The following is a 24,058-nucleotide window of genomic DNA, read 5'->3' on the forward strand; positions in this document are numbered from 1 at the left end:
AACAGAATGGCTATCTTATTCAACATAAGAATAGCGTCCAGACTATTGTTGTAGTGCTGTTAAATCAAAACAGGAACGTTCTGTGAGAAAAAAAACATTAACAGGCTCTCGGAGGCTGCCAGATAGAATTTTGGTAGTTGAAAGAATACGCTGTTGAATTGTATAAAAGCGGTTTTTCTTTCTTATTGTAAAAAGGAGGGACTATTTGAAAATGTGTAGATACAGATGGAATAACAAAGGTGACTAAAGAGGTGTGTGCAACCATTTTAAAAGGCAATTGCATATCCCGGTCATAATCGGCATCATGTGGACTGCCGTGCATATAGTGCATATCCAGGAAGGCCAAAACAGAAATAGAAGGATCTTGCGCACGATGCTCCATAAAATGCTCTATCAGCACAGGCAACTTCCACACCTCTTTGAAAGGTGTAAAAGCAGTCAGATAGACTGATAAAAAAAATATGGCTATCATCTTCCTCATTGAAGCAAAGGTACTTAAAAATATAATGCTATTTACTGGTATATGCTATTTTAAATTGTTCAAAATAAATTCAATATATGTAGCCATTTTATATGCCATAACAGAAAAAATTGGAACTATAAACACTGGTGGAAAACCCAAAATTTGCTATTTTTGTTAAACAATATGAATTGAATTAATGAAAAAATCATTCCAAAATAGGAATGATTTGGGAGATATTACTTTTGGTGACTGGTCCTACTTTTCGTCCTGTTCATCCATTTTCTTTAAAAGCCCGTCCCGGAGTTCATCAAGAAATTTTGTCCGGTTTATTTTTCGGGTTCGCAATTCCAAAAACGTTTGATAGAAATTGCCTAATTCGATATTAAACGTATTCTCAAAATATTGCGCTATCAGTCTTATATCGCTATTGCCGTTATCGAAAACGCCTTGACAATTCAGTGCATAAATTAGCTCTATCATGGCGGTTTTACTTCCCGTCCAATTCAGCTTTTGCGTGGCTACTGATTTACTGTCTTGGGTTTTGCTGTACAGTTGGTCTTCGATATACACCTGTATCAAGTCGTTGGCGATTATCTTGGCAACCTTATAGTCATGTGAAGTGGAAAAGGTTTGGTCAGATTGAAAGTAATAAGTGTCCAGCCATAACTTAATATCGTGCTTACCCCGCACAAAAAAATTTTCATCAAGAAAGGAATTATTGCTACGATAGTACTTATAGAAATCGAGGTTATTATCAAAGAACCTCTTTAATTTTTTGAGTTCTTTGTTGAGGTATTTTCTTATAGATTTCGTTCCATAGGGTTTTCTTGCCTCAATTTTATAGATGGCATTGTAATAAATGAGTTGAGCGATAATGGCTGGTTTCTGATATTTGAAAAAATGTATTTCTTCCTGCTCGTTTTCAAATCCAGTTTTCAATACATATTCTTTCAGTTCAGTAGTCTTGCTTAAAATGAGTTCAATTGCTTTCTCATAGGAAGCTAAGACATTTCCCTGCTCGTATGCCAATTCTTTTATTTCTTCATCTAATTCATCTGATATTTTCTTAAAATATTCTGTCATTCAAATTATCACTTTTGTAATTAATTGATTACCCCAGAATAACTCTTAAATACTTGCTTAATTTATCCGGTTGTGTAACAATTATTTTTGCTTGAATTTTTGGTTTAAAAAAGTCATTTATTGCTCTTTTGACGTTTTATCTCAAAGGGGTTCTACAACCTCAATCCCCAAAGAATTAAGTTTACTTTCTCTATGTGTTTATATGTCCACCCCATAAAACATCTTTCATTTGTTTACATATAAATTACTGTTACGTCAATTGTCTTGTCTGCGTTCAATTCAAAACTTGCTTTGGAAAAATTAGGCCTGTTTCGTAAACCTATTGACTGATAATTGGAAAATCCAATTCCCTCTTTGGGTAAAAGCAAACCTTTATCAATCTTTCCGTTATTGTTTTCATCGTGTAAAATATTTACGGCATATCTCCCTTGGGGCAGGCTTTTAAAAGTAATTTCAGATTTGCCATTTACAATTTTCGCTTTCTCTAATCGGTAATATTTTTTGTAATCTTCATCGGGGATTGAATTATCTTTGTTATAGAGGGCGAATTGAACAACACCCTTTGAATTTCGTAAATTTTCTACCTTAACGGTCAAGGTGTAGGTTTCTGCCTGATTTTCCGAAAATGAACAGAGAAAAAAACATAACCCAACTGTCAGTATAATAAAAATTGTTGCTTTCATTTATTATTGTTTTTTATTTGAACCCAATTTTTCTTTCATTCTATCTACTCCGTAGTACACCATTGGCACTAAATAAACCGTCAATGCTAATGAAGAAAGCAAACCGCCAATGATTACCCACGCCAAACCGTTTTTCCATTCGGCTGCTGTTCCGCTGGCTAATGCTATGGGCAACATTCCTATTGCCATTGATAAAGTCGTCATCAAAATGGGTCGCATACGTTCTTTTCCTGCGGTAATCAATGCTTCCTGATAATGTTTTCCTTCTGCCTTCAAATGGTTGGTAAAGTCCACAATCAAGATGGAATTTTTTGTTACCAATCCCATTAGCATAATCAAGCCGAGCAAAGCAAATAAGCTCAAATTGCTTAACGATAAATTCAAGGCTAAAAATGCTCCGATTGCTGCAACGGGTATGGCAAACAGGGCAACAAAAGGATAAATGTAACTGTCGTATAAGGCTACCATAATCAAATAAATCAGTAAGAATGAAATCAGCAATACCGAACCCAAAGCCCCGAAACTGTCGTTTTGCCGTTTAATATCGCTTCCCCAAGTCATTTGTATGCCGTTGGGTAAAGGATTGTTTTTGAGATATGCCACTACATCGTCTGCTACTGTTCCCGAAGGTCTGCCGAGTGCATCGGAAGTTAATGTAACGGCAGGTTGCCGGTCTTTTCGTTCTAAAAGCGAAGGCGAATTATCTCTTTCAATAGTTGCAAACTGTGAAACTTCAATCGGAATGCCCATTGGATTTATAATGTTGAGTTGGTTTACATCATCATAATTTTTACGGCTGAATTTATCCAACCAAATCCGTACAGGATATTCTGTTCCGTTTTCCGTTAAAGTGGCATCGTCATTTCCTGTAAAAGCGGTACGCAAATTCATTCCCACATAAGCCGTGTTCAATCCTAAACGCTGCATTTTGTCTTTGTCAGGAATGACTTTTAATTCAGGGCTTCCTGCTTCTACCGAAAGCCGCACATTATCTGCTCCGGGTATTTTTTCAATAACTGTTTTTAAGTCATTACCTGTCTGCATTACCTGGTCTAAGTCGCTTCCGCTTAATGTAATTTCTATCGGTGCAGAACGTGGAATTAAGCCTAATGCTATCATTGAAAAATTGATGCCTGAATATTCTTTTTGCAAATCAGTTCGCAATTTCCGCATAAAGGTTTCGGTAGAGAGATTATTTGTTTCTTTCCTGGATTTTAGCTGAATAGTAAATTCAGTTTTATTGGCAGAACCAACTCCCAAACTTCCGATACCTGTGCTTGGTCCGCCTACATTGCTGAAAACAGTTGAAACTTCGGGTTGCTTCAGAATATAGTTTTCTATTTTTTCTGAAACCAAATTGTTTTGCTGAATGGAAGTACTTTTATCAAACTCTAATGCCAAACGGAATTTCCCTTGGTCGCCTGTGGAAATGAGTTCCTTTCCAATAATTCCCTGCTTCATCATTGCTACCGTTCCTACGAACAGCAACAAAACAAATCCTGTAAAAATGAGTTTGTGATGTAAAACCCAATTCAATGTTCTGCCATACCAATTGATGAATTGGTCTAACTGATGTTCAAACCAAAGCAAAAAACGATTAAAGAAATTAGTCGGTTGCAAATCTTCTTTTTTCCCGATGCGTGAAGCCAGCCAAGGCGTTAAAGTAAACCCGACCAATAAACTTGTAAGCGTAGAAGTGATAACTACTACCGAAAACTGTTTGAGCATATCGGCAACAAAAACCTGTAAGAACAAAATCGGCAAGAACACCACCACATCAACCAATGTAATAGACAATGCCGAAAAACCGATTTCCATTCTTCCGTCCATAGCTGCCGTTCTTTTTTCTTTACCCATATCCAAATGGCGTTGGATATTTTCTAAAACTACGGTAGCATCGTCCACCAAAATGCCGATGATTAAAGACATCGCCAGCAAAGTCATCAGATTGAGCGTATAGCCCCAAAGCCACATCACGGCAAAAGCGGTAATTAAGGAAGTCGGAATGGCAACTAAAACAATCAGTGAGTTTCTGAAACTTCGCAGAAACAGCAACATTACCAACGACACTAAAATCACGGCTAAAATCAAGTCAAACACCACCGAGTTAACGGCTGCAATGGTGTTATCGGTGCTATCGTCCGTAACTACAAATTTTACATCTGCATTGGCATTTTGTTTTTCAATGGACTGAAATTTTTCCCTAATCAGTTTTGAAACATCAACGGCATTGGCATCGCCTTGTTTCTTTATCATTAAGCCAATACCGTTTTTACTGTTGTAACGGCTATACGAAGTAATTTCTTTAATGCCGTCTGTTACTTCCGCAATATCTTTCACATAAACAGGACTGTTTGGAAAAGGCATTGCGACCTGAACATTCTGAATATCATTGATAGTATTGAATTTGCCAACTAACCTAACTGAATTATTTTCTGTATCGGTTTGTAATTTTCCCGCAGGTAAATCAATACCTGAACGATTGACGGCTTCCACTACCTGGTACAAAGAAATTTTATAGAGCTTCAATTTTTCTTTATCCACCTTGATTTGAATTTCCCGTTCTTCTCCGCCTAAAATGGCAATCTCTGCTACTCCTTTTAGTTGTTGGATTTGTGGCAGGTAATCGTCTTTCATTTTTTGGTAAAAGTCAGTCGGCTCTAAATTGCTTGTTGCACTTACCGACATTATCGGCAAATCATTAGGCGATACTTTGCTCATTACAGGGTTTTGAATATCGTTAGGCAAGTCCTTTCGGATATTGTCAATGTAGCGTTGAGCGTCCTGCATTGTTTTGTCCAAATCCGTTCCGTATTTCAGATTGGCTATGATGATTGAAGCATTGGGTAATGATTTGGTAAGCAAATAATCTACGCCCTCCAGATTAGAAAGTGCATCTTCAATTTTTCGGGAAACGGAAGTTTCCACTTCGTTGGGTTCTGCACCGGGATAAACGGTTTTGATAACCACAACAGGCTGATTAAAATCGGGCATCAGTTCATAGCTCAAATTCTTGTAGCCGATAATTCCCAACAGGGCAAATACGCTGAAAAGTACGATAATCAGCGAGGGACGTTTGATTGATATTTCTGTAATATTCATTTTCGCTGATTTTATTTAATCGTAATATTCGCTCCGTCAAACAGGTTGATAAAGCCATTCGTTACAACAATATCGCCTGTTGCCAATCCGCCTGATACAATCGTTTTATTGCCGATATTTCTTGATATGGTTATCGGTTGCAATACGGCTTTTCCGTTTTTTATGATATATACTTTCGCTTTTCCATTTTCTTCTGTAATGGCAGATGTCGGAATAAGAATACCTTGTTCTTGCTTGGTGTCAGAAAGATTTACCTTACCGAACATTCCCGATTTTATGGTTAAGTTGTTGGTGTTGGCAACCTGAAACTGTATAGGAAAACTATTGCCCATATTGGCTTTACTTCCTGTCATTGTTACTTTGCCCGAAAGGGAAATGTCGGGATAAACATCAGCACTAATTTTATAAGTCTGATTGTTTTGAAACTGCACCAAATCATTTTCGGGAACATTGACCGTAAAGCGTAAAGTGCTTATATCCGTAATTTGTAGCAACGGAATACCCGGTGCTGCAAAACCACCCTCCTCATTGAGCTTGGCAGTTACCACACCGTTGAAAGGTGCTTTTATAGTGGTTTTACTGATTTGCTCCAATAAAGTCGCTTTCTGAACTTTTGCAGCTTTCAATCCCAATTTTGCCTTTTCCAACTGCACACCTTGAACGGCATCGGCTTCTGTTAAAATGGTGTATCGTTTTACATCGTCTTCCAAACCCTCAATCTGTACTTCAACTGCTTGCAGTTGTAGCTTCAACAACGAGTTATCCAACTGAATAAGTGTTTGTCCTTTGCTTACACTACTTCCAACATCTACCAAAACAGCATTGATTTTTCCTTGTATATCCGCACTGATTTTTGTTTCCTTATTCGGCTCAAAAGTACCTGCATAAGTATTTGCATCATCAATAGTCTGCAAACGAATGGTGTCAGCATTTACAGTAATAGGTTTTTCTTTGTCATATTGATACACCTTGCTTTCGGTGGTTTCTTTATTGTTTTTCAACTTAAAAAACACAAGTGCTATTACCGCAATCAAAGCAATTATCCCGATTATTTTTTTCCAATTCATATTCCTGATTTTTTATCCGTTATTTTAATTCTTAATTGTTCCTGCCAGCTTTTTTAGCTCCAAATCCGCTTTCAGATAATCTATAACTGCCGACAGGTAATTTTGCTGTGCTTCACGAAGTGTATTATCAGCCAATAAAACATCGGTAAGTGTTGCCGTACCTTGCTTTTGTTGTAAAATGGTTTGCTCATAAATAGATTGAGCCAAAGTGATTTGATTTTCGGTATTGATGACTGTTTGCTGTGCAATCGTTCTTTGCCTTAAAGCATTTTCAGTTTCCATTTTGTTTTTATCGCCAATCAGTTGAGCCTGCAATTCGTTATTGCTGATTTCCAGTTTTTTTTGATTTATTTTTCGCTGTGTAACTGTTCCGTTGAAAAGCGGGTAAGTCAGTTGCAAACCTGCAAAGCCTATGGGATAAAATTTCAGAAAGTCATTTGGGGTTTTGTCGTAGCCAAAACCTGTTGTTCCGTAGGAGGCAATCAAATTAAGCGAGGGTAGAAATCGTGATTTGTTCAACGTACTCAATTCGCTGTTCAATAGTTTGTTTTGTGTCTGAATAATTTTCAAATCCAATATGTTTTCTACATTATTTTTAGTTAAGGCTCGCTGTTCGATTTCAGAAACAACGGTAATATTTCGCTCCAATGGGATACCGATATTCAGTTTTAGTGCATTTAGAATTGAAATGTATTTGTTGTGGACGTTTTCCCTTTGGGTATTTAACTGTTCGGTTTGCAATTTCACTTTACTCACATCTGTTCCCTTTGCCAATAACTGTTTTTTCAAAAGTTCCATATTCTTTAATAGCTTTTGGGTGTTGAGCATATTGCTTTCCAAAAAATCCAATTGATGTTTCAATATTTGAGCGTTGTAATACAGCATAGTGATGTCGTATAAAACCTGCTCTTCCGATTTTTGAAATTGAAGCAGTGTCAGTTTGTTGGCAATTTTTGTATTCTCAATCACTCCATAAACCTGCGGATTATACAACGGCATTGCCAACTGCACATTTGCATTGATGTTGTGAGGAACACCAAATTGCAAATCTCTGAATTGCCCTTCGGGTGCTTGCGGATTGAGTGCATTCATCGGCATGAGCTGTGTAGGCAATTCCATAAAATATTTGTAATCGGCATTGGCTGTAACTTTCGGAATAAGATTGGCTTTTGCTTCTTTTTCCCTTTGTTCGCTGATGCTGATGTGGTTTCGGTTGATTTGCAGGGTTTTGTTATAGACCTGTGCCGTATCAGTACATTGTTTCAGTGTCCAGACTTCCTGTGCCTGAACAGTATTCCACCCGATAAATATCAACGGAATAATAAATAGTTTGCGAGCGTTCACTAACATAATTGAGCAAATTTTTTTGTTTCTTTTTATTTATATTCTTTGAGCAAAAGCGATAATATGCCCGTCTAAATCGGTAAAATAGCAAACGCTGTCGCCCCAATCTCTGTCTTCTATCGGACTAATAAGTTTAGCTCCTATTTTCATTGCGTTATGAAATTCAAGTTCAATATTATCAACATAAAAATATAGCTCACATCTCGGAATTCCGTTTCCTTGGTCAGGATGTGGTGTTTTGTCCGAAAGTATTTTGGCAATTCCTTTATTAGGCATAAGTCCCAATTTACAGTTTTCGGAAAGTTTAAATTCAGTCATTCCAGGTACATTCAAGTCAGGGTTTATACGAAAAAGCTTTGTGTAAAAATCTGTACTTTTCTGTTGGTCAATTACATAAAGTATAAATTCAGTTGTTATAATATGTTTCATTCTTAGTTTGATATTAAATATGGTTATATGAATTGTTCTTCCTTTATCATTGTCAGCAACATTTTAAAGCGTTCAATGGCTTTCAATTCGTGTGGAATGTTTGCCGGCATAATGATACAATCACCTTTTTTCAGATGATGAAGTTTTCCGGCAATCGTTATTTCTGCTTCGCCATCCAAAATCTGCACAATGGCATCATAAGGTGTTTTATGCTCCGATAGTCCCTGTTCTTTGTCAAACGAGAATAAAGTCAAGGTTCCACCTTTGCTTTTAGTTACCTGTTTGCTGATAACACCGCCGTTTGTGTATTCAATTGCATTTTCGAGATTGAAAATGCTTTCTTTTTCAAATGTTGCCATAGTCGTTGTTTAATTAAAATACTGATGATATTGCTGATACGAATGTTGCAGGCGCAAAACAATTTCACTTGCTTTGGTTGCATCTGTTTCATTTTGCAACGCCTTAATTATTTCAAGATGTGGATGTAGCCATTTGTGCAGTTCATCGTGACCTTTGCCGCCCATTGTACAACTTTTTACGAGCTGGTCGTTTTGCTCTTTTAGTTGTTGAGCCAATGCTTTATAATCAGTCTTTCCGTCCTGAATATAAGTATTTACCAATTCTTCGCCTTTCACTACAAAAGGTTTCATTTCTTCGTTCACCAGCCACTTTTCGCCATTGTTGAGTTCAATAGCTTTGGAACCCTCATCGTGTTGATGTTCTGCGTGGTTTTCTGTTTCCTGATGTGCCGTTGATTTTTCAGTAACATTATTACAACTCCACAAAAGCATAACGCTCAATCCAAATACAAGTAGTTTTTTCATATCTCAATTTTTTTTTCAATCATTTTTAAAATTCCCTCTAAAACTGCTGTACCGTCTTTTATCAGGTTAGACTTATGCCTCGAAAGTTTCCATTTCAAAACCGTCATTCTCATTCCACCAAGTATAATAGTGGTAAGCGTGGAGGCATTGATTAGCTTGCCGTATTGCCCTACCTTCTGTCCTTTTTCAATGTTTGCATTGACATATTGGTGCATTAATTCCATTATTTCGGAAACTTTATAACTCAATCCCTCATCATAATGAAAAATACTTTCCGCAAAAATGACACTGACAATCGCAGGTTTATCTGTAAAGGTTTGTAGTTGCGATTTAAAAATATCCCTCAATTCATCTCCTGCCGTTGCGTTAGGATTTACAGGAATGTTACTTATGCGGTTTTTCATTCCTGTTATGAAATAGTTGAGCAAACCAAGTAAAATATCATTCTTGCTTTTAAAATGACGGTATAAAGCCGGTTCGGATAAACCAATATCGGCAGCCAGCGTTTTGATAGTCAGGTTTTGAATACCGTAAGCATCAATCCGAACCGTTGCGGCTTCCATTATTTCTATTTGTCTGTTTGTGAATTTTTCCATGTTACCCGTTCGCTAACAAAATTATGTTAGTTAGCATTCGCTAACAAAGGTAGTGATATTTTTTTATTTAGCGATATTTCTTCAAGAAAAGGATATTGTCAACCAATACTATCATTCTTTATTCCTTTTGCACCAAATGTTGTAAGTCAGGGTCGTTTTTGATGCGTTCCATTTCACTTTCAACAATGGTCATAACATCCTGCTTGACTTGCTTGTAGTTGGCTTCAATTTCTTGCTTCATATTATCCGCTCCACTTTCATCGGTAAAGGATAATATCTGCGGTATCTTCTTGTAGGCTTTGGTTTCGGCGGCAACTTTATCATTATCTACTACAATTTCAGAATGAAATATTTTCTGCTCGATGCGTTCATCGAAATTGTCGGAAACCGCACCAACAAACATGCCCTGCGTAAGTGTTGAAATTTTGGATGCTGGTATCAGGCTATCCATTTGGGTAGAAATGGAAGTGGACTTATCATTTCGGTTGATGGTCATGCTCTGCCTTTTCTGCAACACTTTTCCAAAGCGTTCCGAAAGGCTCTTTGCTGTTTCGCCCACCACCTGACCGGAGAAAATATTACCTATGGTATTCTGTATTACCTTACTTTCTTTATCGCCGTAATCCCTTGTCAGTTGTGAAAAATCCTGAAAGCCCAAACATACTGCTACCTTATTACTACGTGCAGTTGCAATCAGGTTATCCAATCCCCTGAAATAAATGGTTGGCAACTCATCTATGATAATTGAACTTTTAAGCTGTCCTTTTTTGTTAATCAGTTTTACAATCCTTGAATTGTATAAACCCAAAGCTGCGGAGTAAATATTTTGCCTGTCGGGGTTGTTGCCAACGCACAGTATTTTAGGCTCTTTCGGATTGTTGATGTCCAGTGAAAAATCGTCCCCCGTCATTACCCAATACAACTGCGGGCTAATCATTCGGGACAAAGGAATTTTTGCCGATGCAATCTGCCCCTGTAACTGGTCTTGTGCGCCCCCTAACCAGGCATCCATGAACGGCGATAAATAATTTTCGAGTTCGGGGTATGACGTAAGTATGGTAAATACGTCTGCGTATTTTTTGTTGAGCAATTCGATGGCGTGCGGGAACGTGCAATGCTTGCCGTTATCGTAAATTTTCAGGAACCAAATAATTGCTGCAAGCAATATAATCGGGCTTTCAACGAAGAAATCCCCTTGCTTCAAAATCCACGACTTGTTAAGGTTAAGCATGATGGTATAGGCAGCTTCGTAAGCATCCGATATGTCCGTCATAAAGTCGGGATTAAGCGGGTTGCACCTGTGGCTCCGGCGTGGGTCATCAAAATTGATAACATAAAACTTGGGGGCTATTTTGTACTTGTTGGTATGCTTTAGCAGGTGGTTGTAGGCAATCGTGGAAAGGTCATCAAACTTGAAATCGTAGATATACATACTGAACCCTTTCTCGATGTGTTGTTTGATGTAGTTGTTTACAATAGCATAGGATTTCCCCGAACCCGGAGTACCCAACACAATAGAGGCTCTAAAAGGATTGACCACATTAACCCAACCGTCATTCCATTTGCCTTTGTAGTAAAACTTCGTAGGCAGGTTAACGGAATATTCATTTTGCATCAGTTTGGTTTCCTGCTGGAAACTTTCGTTCTCGTTGTTGAAAACATCGTCCATCAGGTTATTGCGTAGTAAGCGGCTCATCCATACACCAGCCATCAGCAGGGCAATATATCCTGCGCCCGTTGTAAGAATGTAAAGCGAAGTAGCTAACCCTGCCGATAATTTCAGCAATGGGAAATTCAGGAAGAACAGCACTAAGCCAGTGGCTAAGGCAACACGGATTTTAGTCCATGTTATCTTTTCGTTTTTCACGCCCTTTGTACCCAAACAGCTTAACGCCAGTAACACCAATGCAAAAAATTTGGTGTAAAGCGTGTGTGAGAAAAGCCCTGCGGTACGGTTAAAATTGGTGAGTATCTTGCCTATAACTTCTAAAGTCCAGCCACGTTCGGCAAAGAACCCATAGCAAAACCAATAAAAGTGCATCAATACAATGAGGATGCTTACCGCTCTCATAAAAGCCATTATTTTGGCTAACCCTCTTAAATCGTCTTCTCCTTGCATAATTCAAAAATTTGTTTTGATGCAAGTGTAACCGCTATGAATAGCGGTGTAGAGAAAGCGGTGTCAGATGGCGTGTAGTGGCATTATTTGGCATTAAACTGGCTTCCTGATAGAGAACAAAATCTTATTGCCGTCTTCCTGGTCTTTTGTTTTTCTTCTTTTTCTTCATGCGGTTTGCAAAAGCCTGTTCCTCGTAATCCTCGCCCTGTGCTTCCGGTAATAGCCCGCCCAATCCGTCTATCAATCCTGTATCATCGGTTGGCTGTTCTTTATCAAAGAAATCAAAAAGCCTGTGAGTTTCTTCTTTTTCCTCAACAACGTTTTTATCTGCGGCTGGCAATGCGGAGGTACTTGTATGTTCTGTATTTTGGCGTTGTTCCATTACTTGTTCTTTCCACCAGTCGTTAAACACATTTGCCGATAGTTTTTTGTCCAAAGCTGAACCGTTCCAAACTGTGCGGCTTTCATGGTCTATAAATGTCATACCATATATGCGCCCCTTATCAGTGCGGCGTACAACGGTATTGATGCCCTGCTCCAATAGTTGCTTTTTAAAATCGGTTTCATTGGTGGCCGTGTGCATTGCTACCTCGATGCTGTTTTTCAGTATGGCTCTTACCGGGTTATTTTTAATCTGCTCTTTAGATTGTGCAAAATGTTCCTGCAAGGCTTCCAATCCTGCGTGTTTGCCAAAACGTGAAGCCTTGAAAGGATTGCTGGCTTTTACTCCCTGTTCGTTCAAGGCAAAATACACCAGCCCGTTTTTGGGCTGTCCGTTCAGCTCGCCTTTCACTTCTTCGGCGGTAATATTAAAGAGGGAAAGCAACGCATTGTATGCGCCCAAACTGGCATATCCGTAATACTTTGGCAGATGTCGTACCACCGATGCTATCTGACTTTTAACATCCCCGGCTTTGTAGTCTATCGGGTGGAATACCCGCTCGTTCCCCGTGCGTTGCTTTTCCGTTGCAGGTACAAGATTGTACTGCTGTTCCAATTTCCTGCAAATTGCCATTGAACGGGGATGGTCGTAACTGTCCGCTATCTTCTTGCCATCCAATCCAACGGCAACGGTCACAATATGGATGTGGGTGCGCTCTATATCCGTATGTTTGAAAACAACATAGGGCTGGTTGCCATAGCCCATTTCCTGCATATACTGCTGCGCCATTTTTATAAACTGCCCATCGCTGACCTTATCCGCAGGATCAGGGTTCAGCGATATGTGGCGAACTGGTTTTTCCGTTCGGATATTGGCGGCTAAATAGGGCTCAAATTGCTGGTGCAGGTAATGGGTAGAATAAGTATTGTTCAATGTTTCCGGTATCTTGTTCAGCAACAAAACCTGCCCTTTTTCTTTGTCAATCTTCTGCTGGTTATATGATATAGCACCGTACAAATGCTCACCCTTTCCAATCTTTGCTATCATTTTTGCAAGTGTTTTTTCTCAAATTCCTGTGTCAGTTCAATTACTTTCCGGCACAAGTCCGCCATTTCTGCCGTCTGTTTTTCCAGTTTAAAGAGGTAAGCAGATGCTTTTTTCTCCGAAAAATTGCGGTACAATATCTTCACGATTTGGTTGTAGTTCACACCAACGGCTCTGAACTGGCTGTAAAAACTGGTGAGCCTTGTATGAAATTCTACGGCATCCATATCAATTTTTACTGTCTTAATTGTTTTCTGAAAGATGCAGGCAGTAATAAAATGCGCCATTACTTTCATTCCCGATTGCTCGAACAACGTAAGGAACTGTGCGTTTTCCGTATCGTTCAGGCTAATCGAATAGCGGTGGGTTGCAGGGTCATTCTTAGGCTTGCGACCACCTTTGCTTATTTGATTTCTTTTCTTGTCGTCCATATCTCTATCCATTACAATTTCCATAAACCCCGACTTCGGAGGGGGTTTTCCGGCTCCATGCAATGGCAAGTTGTTTTTAGCTGCGGAAAGCATTTCAAGCAGCTAAAAACATAACTTGCTCTGTTCGGTTGAACAGAAAATCCGCCCTGCGGGACGGATTGGATAAAGCAGAAAAAAACGACTTAGAGCCGTTCCACTTATAGCCTCTTATCTCCAATGATTTTTCCATTCTCCTGTTGCATTGATGCAACTACAAAATAAGTGCAGCTTTCCCGAAGCATCACCCTGTTGCACACTGCCAAACACTGCCACAGAACGCCAATAGCTACCACTTCGCAGCAATGCGATAAAATAACCCGCTCCTTTGTGATAGCATTCAGGCAAGCGTGTTGGCAGGCATTCATTCCGGTTGGCAGTTCAGAAAGACAGCATACAAGATTGCAGGAACCTAAGAATGTCTGATAGCATTCAGTCCGGCAGGCTGGCACACCTGAAAGAAAGCAGGACGGCTTTCATGTTGGGCTGCAAGGTGGCATGACAGCTCACAAAGGAAACGGCTTGCAAGCGTGACAGCAGAAATGCAAGATGGTCGGCACGACAGGCAGAAAGGTTGTTTGCCTGATAGCCGGAGTTCCATCGGGATAGCATGACAGTATTATTTCATGCAGGATAACACGCTATCAAGAAAGCCATCCCGCAGGATTGCAGGCAGTACAAACAGAATTAAATTTTAAAACAGAATAGAAAATGGAAACAAAAAACAAAACCCGATTCATTGCTTTTTCCAGCCAAAAAGGAGGCGTGGGTAAAAGCACTTTTACCACCATCACTGCAAGCATACTCCATTACCGCATGGGGTATAACGTGGTCGTATTTGATTGTGATTACCCACAGCACAGTCTTTGGCAGATGCGGGAACGGGATTTAAAAACGGTGATGAAAAGCGAAATCCTGAAAAGACTGGCGTACCGCCAGTTCACGACCATTAACAAAAAAGCATATCCGGTATTGCAGAGCAAGGCAGACAATGCTTTAAGGGATGCGGAGGCATTTTTACAATCTTCCGATGTCCCGGTGGATGTGGTTTTCTTCGACTTACCGGGAACTGTGAACACCCCCGGCTTGCTCAATACGCTGGCAGGAATGCAACATATCTTTTCACCTATCACGGCAGACCGTGTAGTGATGGAAAGTACATTGAGCTTTACCGATGTTCTGACCAATGTTTTGATGAAACGGGGACAGACTTGCATCGAAACGATACGGTTATTTTGGAACCAGGTGGACGGACGGGAAAAATCGCACCTGTATGAAGCCTATGGAAATATCATCAATGAAGTTGGGCTGCAAACGATGGAAACCCGCATTGCAGACAGCAAACGCTTTCGCAAGGAAAGCGAAGCTACCGCAAAGACCGTTTTCCGCTCCACATTATTACCTCCCGATGAAAGATTGATGAAAGCCTGCGGGCTGGATTTGTTTATGGTAGAGTTTTTAAGAACCGTCAAATTGTAACGGCTATGGAAAATGAGAATAAGAAAAAAACAAATGCCCCGATAGACGAGGCATACATCATGTCCATAATGGCGGGTGAAACAAAAAAGCCTGAAAAAGCAACGGAGGAACCCCAGGCAGAACAAAAGGAGTTGATAGACGAAAAGCCCGCATCTAAGGAGCGTACCCGTCAAAAGAAAGTTTCCGGGTTCAGTTACGGTGAGCGTTTCCTCAATGGTCATACCATGACCCGCAGGGGTGATAAAAGCATTTACATCCGGCAGGAATATCACGAACGGCTTTCCCGTATTGTACAGGTTATCGGTGAGGATAAAATACCCCTGTATGCTTATTTGGACAATATTCTCGAACACCATTTTGAACAGTTTGAGAAAGCCATCACCGATGATTTTAATGAGAAATTTAAACCCATATTTTAAAGTATTTGATTATGGAAATAATAATTGTTATCTGCCTGCTGATTGTTATTGTGCTGCTGGCAAAGGATAAAATCATCATCAAAAAGGTGGTGAAAAGCAAGCCTCAACATCCTGCGGTAAATCCCGATTTATCGGAAATAATGGGCAAGCCAAAGCCTGTAAAGCGACACATAGTGCCAACAAGTGCCACGAAACGCCAATTTGATAAAAAGGCTGATATACCTGATAATTTTGAAGCAGAAACCAACGAAGCAGGTTTTGCGAGGGAAATTCCGCAGGAGGAATTGGATGAAGTTTTTGGGAGTGAACCTGTTTCCGATTTTGAGAGTGAGGACGAGGAATGGCAAGAACAGGGATTACCGAACAGCGACAATGGGTTTGCCACAGGGGTTACCTACGAGGAACTGACAACCGTGGGGGCATTGCTTCAGCAAGACGTGCTGGAACCTGCCTCTCAACAAAAAGCGGTAGACATCGTTCAGCGAATACAGGGAACCGAATTGTTTAGCTTGCTCGAAAACTCCATAGAGGGGGCTTCACGAAAGATTGCGGAGCTGCTGGATAAAAGCCTCCCCGCCAGAGCGGATTTCAATTCTTCCAACGTGCGGAATAAGGATTTAGAGGGTTTCGACATTGGGGAGTTTGTCTGAAAAGACAGCTCCCTTTTGTTTATATCGCTTTATCAAGTCTTTTATGAATGTAGGATATGGTATTCAAAATATCCAAAGCCTCGTCTTCGGTAATTTCAAATTTGATTTTAGGTTCGTGCGCCGTAGAGTTTCTAATTAAGCCAAACATACCTTTAATCAAGTTGCATAATCCTAAATGCTCGCTTCTATCCGTATCCGTTTTTAAGTGATTGATTTTAACCAACGGATTACTGGTAGAAAATGAAGTTTCTGCTAAAGCATTGCCATCTGCATAAAGCCCGGTCATTTTCCTTAAACGGTCTGCAATACTTTTGGTAGCCTCAAAAACAGAATGAAAGTAGTTTTCAACCAATAGTTCAGCCTTACAATATTCAAATATCGCAGCATGAACATTCCTGCTTTCCAACTTATGTTTTAAGCGGCTGGCACGTTGTTCGGCTTCTGCGATTGTTGTAGCTTTTTCAACTAATCTGAATTTACCTTGCTCTGTGAGTTCTGTACCTATAAACGCTAAACGTTTATTAACCTCTAATCTGCGGTTATGAAAAATTTCTTCTTTCCCAATATACCGAACAGGTTGCAAAGCATCTTGCACAAATCTTAGTATATGATTTGAACATTGATTTTTATTCTGCCAATCAGCAAATGCAGAATACAGTCTTCTCCATTTTGTGTTTTGAGGGTCAACATCCGGGATGTTTGCGTTCAATAGAATTTGCCCTATTTCCGTACCTGTCAAACCATCCGAAGCATCTCCAATAGTTTTACATAATCCCTCCAACACATGCGCTTCAAACATTGGACGTTTAATACTTGCCATACTTTCTACTTTTCTTCCTCGTAATAGATTTTGTAATACTTCCTACCATCTTTCTCAACACCCTTTTCAATAAGATCTTTATTCCCATGAATATATATGTCGAAATTTCGGTCAAGTTTTAGTACGCTTTTGAAAACACGAGATTGTTTTTTTACAGCTTGGGAAGATATTGGGAAGCTATCTGCTAATTCTACCTCATTTTCCTGTCTGTAAGTTTGATCGAACTTTCTAAACGATTCAATAACATTGTTGTCTCCAAACACTTCCTCTTCAAACTCCTCTTTATTAAATGTCTCATTCTTTTTAAAATAGTCCACAGATCGATTTAAAAAATCAATTTTATCGGCTTTACTCAACTCAAAGTCTTCATCTAATTGCTTTGTTACAAACTGTTTGGCTATTCCTAAAAATTGGTTGGTTTGATGGTATTCATCCTTGATAATGCTCACATTAAGAAACTCATCTTTCCAATATTGTGCTTCGTTTGATTTGCTTGCATTATCAATAATTAAAATTTTATATCCTGTTTCGGCAGTTGTATTGAAAATCAAACAGCCTTTATCCATGCTTTTCAAATCGAATCCAATTTCATGTACAATATTATAATTCGATCTTTGCTTCTTCATCTGAATAAATGGAGAAGGTGTTTCTGATTTGAAAATGCCAAGTACATTAACAACCTCATCTTCTATAATTATATTGTCGAATAGTGAAATATTGAGTTGCCCTTCTTTTATTTTGGGGTGCATTGACTGTTCATAAAGTAATTTTGCTATACTTTGAGAATTTGAGATAAAAGAATTTGGATCTGAAAATATCTGCTTAGCTAAAGTAAACACTTCATTCATCTCAATATTTACTGCATGGGTAAATTTGTAAAGTTCTTCTGTTTTTAAAAGGGATAAGAAATATTTTAAAAGATAGTTTTTCGTGTCCGATGCTAAGAGCGATTCTTCATTAGAAAGACTATATTTTTCATCTCGTAATTTATTTCCAATTTGGTGCGTAATAATTTTCTCTATTTCTACTTGGGTAAAATCTATATTATTCATCTTTTATGTCGTATGTTGTACAGAATGTGGTTGAGATTTCAGTAAATTATATTTTTCCATTTTGAATTTTTCAAATTCTTGTAATAAAAATAACCTCACTTTATCTTTGTTTACTCCTTTATATTCATCTTTAAGATTAACGGTTGAAACATCTATTGAAAATTCAATGTTGCTAAGTCGTTTTTTGAAATATCCGTTGAAGCCAAATTGAACTACGCAGTTCCCTTCAGCGGCATGATAGGAAAAATTGTAAAGAGCTTCAACTGAGGCTAACTCAATATATTTATGATTCTCATTTTCATTAATCAAATAATGTTCATGTAGTGTTTCGCCATTTATTTTTAAAGTATTTACTTTACCCGTCATTAACTTGGCAATTTCAATTGGCATTTCCATAGTTCTATCAGGAGCAATATCCAAATCTGTGGCTCTTTGAAATTCAAAAATTTCAGAACTATCAGTTAGACTTAAAAAAAATTTAATCCTTTCTTCATTTGTGAAATTGCTATACAAGATTCTTTCAACGTCTGTATTTGGTTTAGTATAGTTTTTACTTTTAAACTCATTAACCAAATGCTTAACACCCAAATCCGCAATTGTTTGAGTTTCAGGAGAGGTGTAAATCATTCTTAGATATACCTTGTCATTTTCTTGTACCTTCTCTAAGACAATTTCTCCATCATACTCATTTTTAGTTCTATACCAGCCAGAATTATAATTATTCGTTTGACATCTAAATTGCATTTTCACTTTGTTTGGATTTCCTTCAACCATTGCAAAATTGGTTTGCGAAATAACAGCCTGTCGTGAATCCGCTGTTCTTATAATTTCCTTTAAATCAATCTTGTCAGGAACAACTTTAATGAGATCATCTGTATTATGCCAGGCTAAAGGTCTTGAAAGAATTTTTTGGTTTAATTCTTTTCCTCGAATGTTTTCTTTAATATATTCAAATTCACTCGGAGAAAGTATTGTTGACAATAAAATTGGATATGTATCATTATTCTTTGAATCCTCTAAATAAATTCCACGCAGTCTGAGCAAGTATTTCAATTTTGTGTCGGATAATGACGGATGATTTAAAACGTCCTGAAGAGTTGCTCCAAAAGGGATATGCTTATTTACTTCTAACTTTTCCATAGTACTAACGTAAAATAGGGTTATTATAATTTACTACTTCTAACTGCGAAGTAAAAGAGGCATCATTGAATATTTGCTTAATGTTGTTTACCGTTGGCAAATGTTCAGTTTCTGAATAGTCCGGAAAGCCAATTAATGTCGCTCCTTGTGCATTACAGCCAATATTTTTTGCTATTCCCATGTATTTCATCAAATCATCTCTATCAAAATTGTCGATTGCATTTATAATGATAGTTGTTTCATTCTCCTTTGATGCTCTCAATGGTAATATACTTGAGTTAATGTACTGAATCGGCATAACTCTCCCGTTTCGTGGATTTCGGTCATCATTATTTAGCCCATTGTTGAAATAAACAAAGTCAATATTGTGTAGACGATATTTCAATTGAGCAAAACAAATCGAATCATATATGAACTCAATCCGTTTATTGTCAACTAAAAAAATGCCGTCGTGATTTACCCCTGTATTTAACTCAATCCGAGATAATCGACTTACTAAATCGTTCTCACCTGTTCCTGAATTGTTCAACCAAAACAAAACACCTCGATCGAAATGTGTGTCAATGTTCTGGTGAAGATTTATTGTGTATTGTTTTAACTCAGACTTTTTAAAGGATTCAATTGCCTTAGCTAATTCAAGATATCGCTCTTTAAATTGTGTTGTTACTTGTGATACAGGATAAGGATCTGTGCTATATTTTGATGAATAGATGACATTTTCAATTGTGCTGCTCACCATAGGATTAACGTAATGAAAATATCCATCTATCCCATTTGTTCTTTTTCTGAACTCGGTATCAATACTATCAATATCATCATTTCTTAAAGGATTTATCCATCCTATAAGGGCTAAAAAATCCGCTACTACTGTTTCGCCTACTTCTCCTACACGTTTTGAATATTCTCCCATAATTTCTATTTAAGTTAAGTCTAAGTTTTTTTTCTTCGATAGTATTTGATTTTCTTCTCTACTATTTTTAGGATTTCAAGTCCATCTTCCTCATTAAGAAGTTGATTAGTGATCTTATCGCTAATGTATCTAACCTTTAGTTCGGACTGGTCAATTTTGAACATTCTTGAAATTCCATCAATGATTTGTTCATTGGCATTTCGTTCATTCTTCTCTATTTTACTCAATGTTGACGTATCAATATTCAATTCCGCTGCGACTTTTCTAAGAGGAAGATTCGCTTTTCCCCTTAATGACCGGACATACTCGCCAAATGATATTCTTTCTAATGTTGACATTGACTTCTTGGACATCATTTGTCCAAAAGTAATAAAATTCTATGATTTGAAAAATATGTATTTCATAGGTATCAATTACTCATAACACTGCCACTCACTGCCAAGTAATTCCACTGAAAGACACATCGTTATTGCGCCTCTTTTTTCCTGACACTTTTGTTCCGAAAGCCCACAGAAAGCGGGAAGTAGAAACAAAATAATTCATTCAGATTATGGAAAGAAGAAAGAAAAAAGTATTGCTGACAGGCGTTGCGTTACTGTCGGCATTTGGTGTGTTCGCACAGGGAAACGGCAATGCTGGCATTCAGGAAGCAACACAAATGGTAACGGGATATTTTGACCCGGCTACCAAATTGATTTATGCCATCGGTGCGGTGGTTGGGTTAATCGGAGGTGTAAAGGTTTACAACAAATTCAGCAGTGGCGACCCGGACACATCGAAAACGGCGGCAAGCTGGTTCGGTGCGTGTATCTTCTTAATCGTTGCAGCAACCATCCTGCGTTCATTCTTCCTTTAATCCAATGCCCTATGAGTAATTACAACATCAACAAAGGCATTGGAAGAACCGTAGAGTTCAAAGGGCTGAAAGCACAATACCTGTTCATCTTCGCAGGTGGCTTGCTCGGCGTGCTTATCCTTGTTATGATTATGTACATGGCAGGCGTAAACTCCTACATCTGCCTGTTCATAGGCGCAGGCGGTGCATCACTGATTGTTTGGAAAACATTCTCATTAAATGGCAAGTACGGCGAACACGGGTTGATGAAGCTGGGCGCAAAGAAAAAGCATCCCAAATACATCATCAGTCGCAAAGCGGTACATCGCAGTTTAAGGTTCACCTCTAAATCCGATGCCGTATGAGAAACACCGCAAAAACTACAACGCTGGAAAGCAAGTTTCCATTACTGGCGGTGGAACACAACTGCGTCATTTCAAAAGATGCAGACATTACCGCCTGCTTTCGGGTACACCTGCCGGAACTGTTTACCGTAGCATCACCGGAGTACGATGCCATACACTCCGCATGGCACAAGGCAATCAAAACCTTACCGGATTACTCCATCATCCACAAACAGGATTGGTTCATCAAGGAAAATTATGCACCGGATATTGCACAGGACGGATTGAGTTTCTTAGCGAAATCCTACCAGCAACATTTCAACGAGCGTCCTTTTCTCAACCATTACTGCTACCTCTTTTTGACGAAGACAACCAAAGAGCGTATGCGGATGCAAAGCAACTTTAGTTCGCTTTGCAAAGGCGTTCTTATCCCGAAAGAAATAAGGGATAAAGAAACCGTCCGCCGATTTATGGAAGCGGTGGCGCAATTCGAGCGCATCATCAACGACAGCGGGTTTGTGAAACTGGAACGGTTGACAGAAGATGACATCATCGGTGCAAATGAAAAACAGGGATTGTTGGAGCAATACCTGACCTTATCACGGACAGCCAATACGCCGTTGCAGGATTTGGCACTCGGTACGGAAGATGTGCGCATCGGTAATAAGCGATTGTGCCTGCACACGCTTTCAGATACAGACGATTTGCCCGGAACAGTATCAGCAAATACACGTTATGAAAAGCTGTCCACCGATAGAAGCGACTGCCTGTTGTCCTTTGCGGCTCCGGTGGGCTTGCTCCTTAGCTGTAACCATATCTACAACCAGTATTTATTTTTGGATAACAGCGATGAGAACCTGCGCAAGTTTGAAAAATCCGCAAGGAATATGCACTCGCTGGCAAGGTATAGCCGTGCAAATCAAATCAACAAAGAGTGGATTGAAAAGTACCTGAACGAAGCCCACAGCTTCGGGCTTTCGTCTATCCGTGCGCACTTCAATGTAATGGCGTGGTCGGATGATGCAAACGAACTCAAACAGCTAAAGAACGATACCGGTAGCGCATTGGCTTTAATGGAGTGCAAGCCTCGCCACAATACCATTGACGTTGCCACGCTGTATTGGGCGGCTATGCCGGGCAATGCGGCCGACTTTCCAAGCGAGGAAAGTTTTTACACGTTCATTGAACCCGCCCTGTGTTTCTTCACCGAAGAAACCAATTATCAAAGTTCACCATCGCCTTTCGGTATCAAGATGGCAGACAGGCTTACGGGTAAGCCTATCCATTTGGATATTTCCGACCTGCCAATGAAAAAAGGCATCATCACGAACCGCAACAAGTTCATCTTGGGGCCATCGGGTTCGGGTAAGTCTTTTTTCACTAACCACATGGTGCGCCAATATTACGAACAGGGCGCACACGTCCTGCTCGTGGACACAGGTAATTCCTATCAGGGCTTATGCGAACTGATTAAAGGAAAGACCAGAGGTGAAGACGGGGTTTACTTTACTTACACCGAAGAGAACCCGATTGCGTTCAATCCCTTTTATACCGATGACGGCGTATTTGACATTGAGAAAAGGGAAAGCATCAAAACCCTCATCCTTACGCTTTGGAAGCGTGATGACGAACCGCCGAAGCGTTCGGAAGAAGTGGCGTTGTCAAACGCCGTGAGCGGTTACATTGACCACATTAAGCAAAACGATGAATACCCATCGTTCAACGGATTCTACGAATATGTAAAGGGTGATTACAAAACGGTACTGGAAGAAAAGCAGGTAAGGGAAAAAGACTTTGACCTCGCCAATTTCCTGAACGTACTGGAACCTTACTACAAGGGCGGCGAATACGATTACCTGTTGAACTCCGATAAGCAACTCGACCTGCTTTCCAAACGTTTTATCGTGTTTGAAATTGATGCGATAAAAGACCACAAAATCCTCTTTCCCGTGGTCACAATCATCATTATGGAAGTGTTCATCAACAAGATGCGCAGGCTCAAAGGTGTGCGTAAGCTGATACTGATTGAAGAAGCGTGGAAAGCGATTGCTAAAGAGGGTATGGCAGAATACATCAAGTATTTGTTTAAGACCGTCCGCAAATTCTTTGGTGAAGCCATCGTGGTTACGCAGGAAGTGGACGACATCATCCAGTCGCCCATCGTGAAAGAAAGTATCATCAACAACTCCGACTGCAAAATCCTGCTTGACCAGCGCAAGTACATGAACAAGTTCGATGACATTCAGGCGATGCTCGGACTTACCGAAAAGGAAAAATCACAAATCCTTTCCATCAACATGAACAACGACCCGTCAAGGCTTTACAAAGAAGTATGGATTGGGCTGGGCGGTACGCATTCCGCAGTTTACGCCACAGAGGTATCGCTCGAAGAATACTTAGCCTACACCACGGAGGAAACCGAAAAAATGGAAGTGATGCAGCTTGCCCATGAACTGGATGGTAACGTGGAGCAAGCCATTAAACGCATTGCCCTCCAAAGACGTGAGAAAGCAAACAGTTACTAATCATTTTAAAAGCAAGAGAAGTGGAAAAGGAGAAAATCACACTGCCCATTGGTGGTAACAAGGCTTTGATATTTGAAGCCGACCCCACCAACAAAGAGGAACAGGATTTTGCAAAACTGTGCAAGGAAGCAGCAGCATCCCAACCTCAAAGCCTGCAAGACTTTTTTACCCGGCTCAATGACCTGCAACAAAAGAAGCCTCCTGAACCAAAAAGGAAAATGGGTCGGAAAATGTAAAGCAGCTTTTCAACAGGAAAAGAAAAAATCAAACAGTTATTAATT

26 protein-coding genes are annotated in these 24,058 nt (G+C 39.4%); 7 read left to right on the forward strand and 19 right to left on the reverse strand.

The window, feature by feature from the left end; translation table 11 throughout:
• Positions 1-97: 97 nt before the first annotated feature.
• The 14 genes from ACLHG9_RS00860 to ACLHG9_RS00925 all read right to left on the reverse strand — a co-directional run bounded on the left by ACLHG9_RS00860 (position 98) and on the right by ACLHG9_RS00925 (position 13,796).
• Positions 98-472 (reverse strand): hypothetical protein, encoded by a 375-nt coding sequence (locus tag ACLHG9_RS00860; protein WP_054280984.1) that lies wholly within the window; start codon positions 470-472, stop codon positions 98-100.
• Positions 473-718: 246 nt separating this feature from the next.
• Positions 719-1,546 carry an RteC domain-containing protein gene (locus ACLHG9_RS00865; protein WP_054280986.1) on the reverse strand — a complete coding sequence of 276 codons (828 nt, stop codon included), beginning with the start codon at positions 1,544-1,546 and terminating at the stop codon, positions 719-721.
• A gap of 233 nt (positions 1,547-1,779) precedes the next feature.
• Entirely contained in the window at positions 1,780-2,229 is a 450-nt protein-coding gene (locus tag ACLHG9_RS00870; RefSeq protein WP_054280987.1) for a DUF2141 domain-containing protein, read from the reverse strand.
• A gap of 3 nt (positions 2,230-2,232) precedes the next feature.
• On the reverse strand, positions 2,233-5,331 hold the full coding sequence (locus tag ACLHG9_RS00875) for an efflux RND transporter permease subunit (RefSeq protein ID WP_054280988.1): 3,099 nt from the start codon (positions 5,329-5,331) through the stop codon (positions 2,233-2,235).
• Between the two features lie 11 nt (positions 5,332-5,342).
• Positions 5,343-6,398, reverse strand: coding sequence for an efflux RND transporter periplasmic adaptor subunit (locus tag ACLHG9_RS00880; protein WP_054280989.1), 1,056 nt, complete (start codon positions 6,396-6,398; stop codon positions 5,343-5,345).
• Positions 6,399-6,422: 24 nt separating this feature from the next.
• Positions 6,423-7,748, reverse strand: a complete 1,326-nt coding sequence (locus ACLHG9_RS00885; RefSeq protein WP_072188814.1) for a TolC family protein — start codon at positions 7,746-7,748, stop codon at positions 6,423-6,425.
• 30 nt (positions 7,749-7,778) lie between these two features.
• Entirely contained in the window at positions 7,779-8,171 is a 393-nt protein-coding gene (locus tag ACLHG9_RS00890) for a VOC family protein (protein ID WP_078781138.1), read from the reverse strand.
• A 23-nt stretch (positions 8,172-8,194) separates the two neighbouring features.
• Positions 8,195-8,530 (reverse strand): cupin domain-containing protein, encoded by a 336-nt coding sequence (locus ACLHG9_RS00895; protein WP_054280992.1) that lies wholly within the window; start codon positions 8,528-8,530, stop codon positions 8,195-8,197.
• A 9-nt stretch (positions 8,531-8,539) separates the two neighbouring features.
• On the reverse strand, positions 8,540-8,995 hold the full coding sequence (locus ACLHG9_RS00900; RefSeq protein WP_054280993.1) for a hypothetical protein: 456 nt from the start codon (positions 8,993-8,995) through the stop codon (positions 8,540-8,542).
• Entirely contained in the window at positions 8,992-9,591 is a 600-nt protein-coding gene (locus tag ACLHG9_RS00905) for a TetR/AcrR family transcriptional regulator (RefSeq protein ID WP_054280994.1), read from the reverse strand. The genes ACLHG9_RS00900 and ACLHG9_RS00905 overlap by 4 nt, the downstream gene beginning before the upstream one ends.
• A gap of 118 nt (positions 9,592-9,709) precedes the next feature.
• Positions 9,710-11,713, reverse strand: coding sequence for a conjugal transfer protein MobC (gene mobC, locus ACLHG9_RS00910; RefSeq protein WP_211321416.1), 2,004 nt, complete (start codon positions 11,711-11,713; stop codon positions 9,710-9,712).
• Between the two features lie 121 nt (positions 11,714-11,834).
• The gene (gene mobB, locus ACLHG9_RS00915) at positions 11,835-13,139 is read right to left on the reverse strand and encodes a conjugal transfer protein MobB (RefSeq protein ID WP_054280996.1); all 1,305 of its coding nucleotides are present in this window, start codon (positions 13,137-13,139) and stop codon (positions 11,835-11,837) included.
• On the reverse strand, positions 13,136-13,567 hold the full coding sequence (gene mobA, locus ACLHG9_RS00920; RefSeq protein WP_054281260.1) for a conjugal transfer protein MobA: 432 nt from the start codon (positions 13,565-13,567) through the stop codon (positions 13,136-13,138). Before mobA ends, mobB begins: the two co-directional genes overlap by 4 nt.
• 94 nt (positions 13,568-13,661) lie before the next feature.
• The gene (locus ACLHG9_RS00925; protein WP_298938465.1) at positions 13,662-13,796 is read right to left on the reverse strand and encodes a hypothetical protein; all 135 of its coding nucleotides are present in this window, start codon (positions 13,794-13,796) and stop codon (positions 13,662-13,664) included.
• Positions 13,797-14,314: 518 nt separating this feature from the next.
• Here ACLHG9_RS00925 and ACLHG9_RS00930 point away from each other — a divergent pair.
• From ACLHG9_RS00930 to ACLHG9_RS00940, 3 genes are read left to right on the forward strand one after another with little or no spacing between them, the layout of a single operon-like run.
• A complete protein-coding gene (locus tag ACLHG9_RS00930; RefSeq protein ID WP_054280997.1) occupies positions 14,315-15,082 on the forward strand; it encodes a ParA family protein in 768 nt (255 codons plus the stop codon).
• A gap of 5 nt (positions 15,083-15,087) precedes the next feature.
• Complete coding sequence (locus ACLHG9_RS00935) at positions 15,088-15,501, forward strand: DUF3408 domain-containing protein (RefSeq protein WP_054280998.1); 414 nt, start codon at positions 15,088-15,090, stop codon at positions 15,499-15,501.
• An 11-nt stretch (positions 15,502-15,512) separates the two neighbouring features.
• Positions 15,513-16,151, forward strand: coding sequence for a hypothetical protein (locus ACLHG9_RS00940; protein ID WP_054280999.1), 639 nt, complete (start codon positions 15,513-15,515; stop codon positions 16,149-16,151).
• A 19-nt stretch (positions 16,152-16,170) separates the two neighbouring features.
• Here the strand turns inward: ACLHG9_RS00940 and ACLHG9_RS00945 are convergent, their stop codons facing one another.
• Genes ACLHG9_RS00945 through ACLHG9_RS00965 form a run of 5 tightly spaced genes read right to left on the reverse strand, consistent with a single transcriptional unit; the run spans position 16,171 to position 20,411 of the window.
• Positions 16,171-16,971: a TIGR02391 family protein gene (locus ACLHG9_RS00945; RefSeq protein WP_054281000.1), complete on the reverse strand. Its 801-nt coding sequence runs from the start codon at positions 16,969-16,971 to the stop codon at positions 16,171-16,173.
• Between the two features lie 5 nt (positions 16,972-16,976).
• The gene (locus tag ACLHG9_RS00950; RefSeq protein WP_054281001.1) at positions 16,977-18,023 is read right to left on the reverse strand and encodes a nucleoid-associated protein; all 1,047 of its coding nucleotides are present in this window, start codon (positions 18,021-18,023) and stop codon (positions 16,977-16,979) included.
• A 3-nt stretch (positions 18,024-18,026) separates the two neighbouring features.
• On the reverse strand, positions 18,027-19,163 hold the full coding sequence (locus ACLHG9_RS00955; protein WP_054281002.1) for a hypothetical protein: 1,137 nt from the start codon (positions 19,161-19,163) through the stop codon (positions 18,027-18,029).
• A gap of 4 nt (positions 19,164-19,167) precedes the next feature.
• The gene (locus ACLHG9_RS00960) at positions 19,168-20,073 is read right to left on the reverse strand and encodes a hypothetical protein (RefSeq protein ID WP_054281003.1); all 906 of its coding nucleotides are present in this window, start codon (positions 20,071-20,073) and stop codon (positions 19,168-19,170) included.
• Between the two features lie 20 nt (positions 20,074-20,093).
• Positions 20,094-20,411, reverse strand: a complete 318-nt coding sequence (locus ACLHG9_RS00965) for a helix-turn-helix domain-containing protein (protein WP_054281261.1) — start codon at positions 20,409-20,411, stop codon at positions 20,094-20,096.
• Positions 20,412-20,623: 212 nt separating this feature from the next.
• Between ACLHG9_RS00965 and ACLHG9_RS00970 the strand changes: the two genes are divergently transcribed.
• Genes ACLHG9_RS00970 through ACLHG9_RS00985 form a run of 4 tightly spaced genes read left to right on the forward strand, consistent with a single transcriptional unit; the run spans position 20,624 to position 24,013 of the window.
• Complete coding sequence (locus ACLHG9_RS00970; protein WP_054281004.1) at positions 20,624-20,929, forward strand: DUF4134 domain-containing protein; 306 nt, start codon at positions 20,624-20,626, stop codon at positions 20,927-20,929.
• Positions 20,930-20,940: 11 nt separating this feature from the next.
• Positions 20,941-21,273, forward strand: a complete 333-nt coding sequence (locus ACLHG9_RS00975) for a DUF4133 domain-containing protein (protein WP_054281005.1) — start codon at positions 20,941-20,943, stop codon at positions 21,271-21,273.
• A complete protein-coding gene (locus ACLHG9_RS00980; protein ID WP_054281006.1) occupies positions 21,270-23,777 on the forward strand; it encodes a TraG family conjugative transposon ATPase in 2,508 nt (835 codons plus the stop codon). Before ACLHG9_RS00975 ends, ACLHG9_RS00980 begins: the two co-directional genes overlap by 4 nt.
• Before the next feature lie 20 nt (positions 23,778-23,797).
• The gene (locus ACLHG9_RS00985; RefSeq protein ID WP_054281007.1) at positions 23,798-24,013 is read left to right on the forward strand and encodes a hypothetical protein; all 216 of its coding nucleotides are present in this window, start codon (positions 23,798-23,800) and stop codon (positions 24,011-24,013) included.
• Positions 24,014-24,058 lie beyond the last annotated feature (45 nt).

The sequence above is a fragment of the Pedobacter sp. genome (assembly GCF_046462515.1).
GTDB lineage: Bacteria > Bacteroidota > Bacteroidia > Sphingobacteriales > Sphingobacteriaceae > Pedobacter.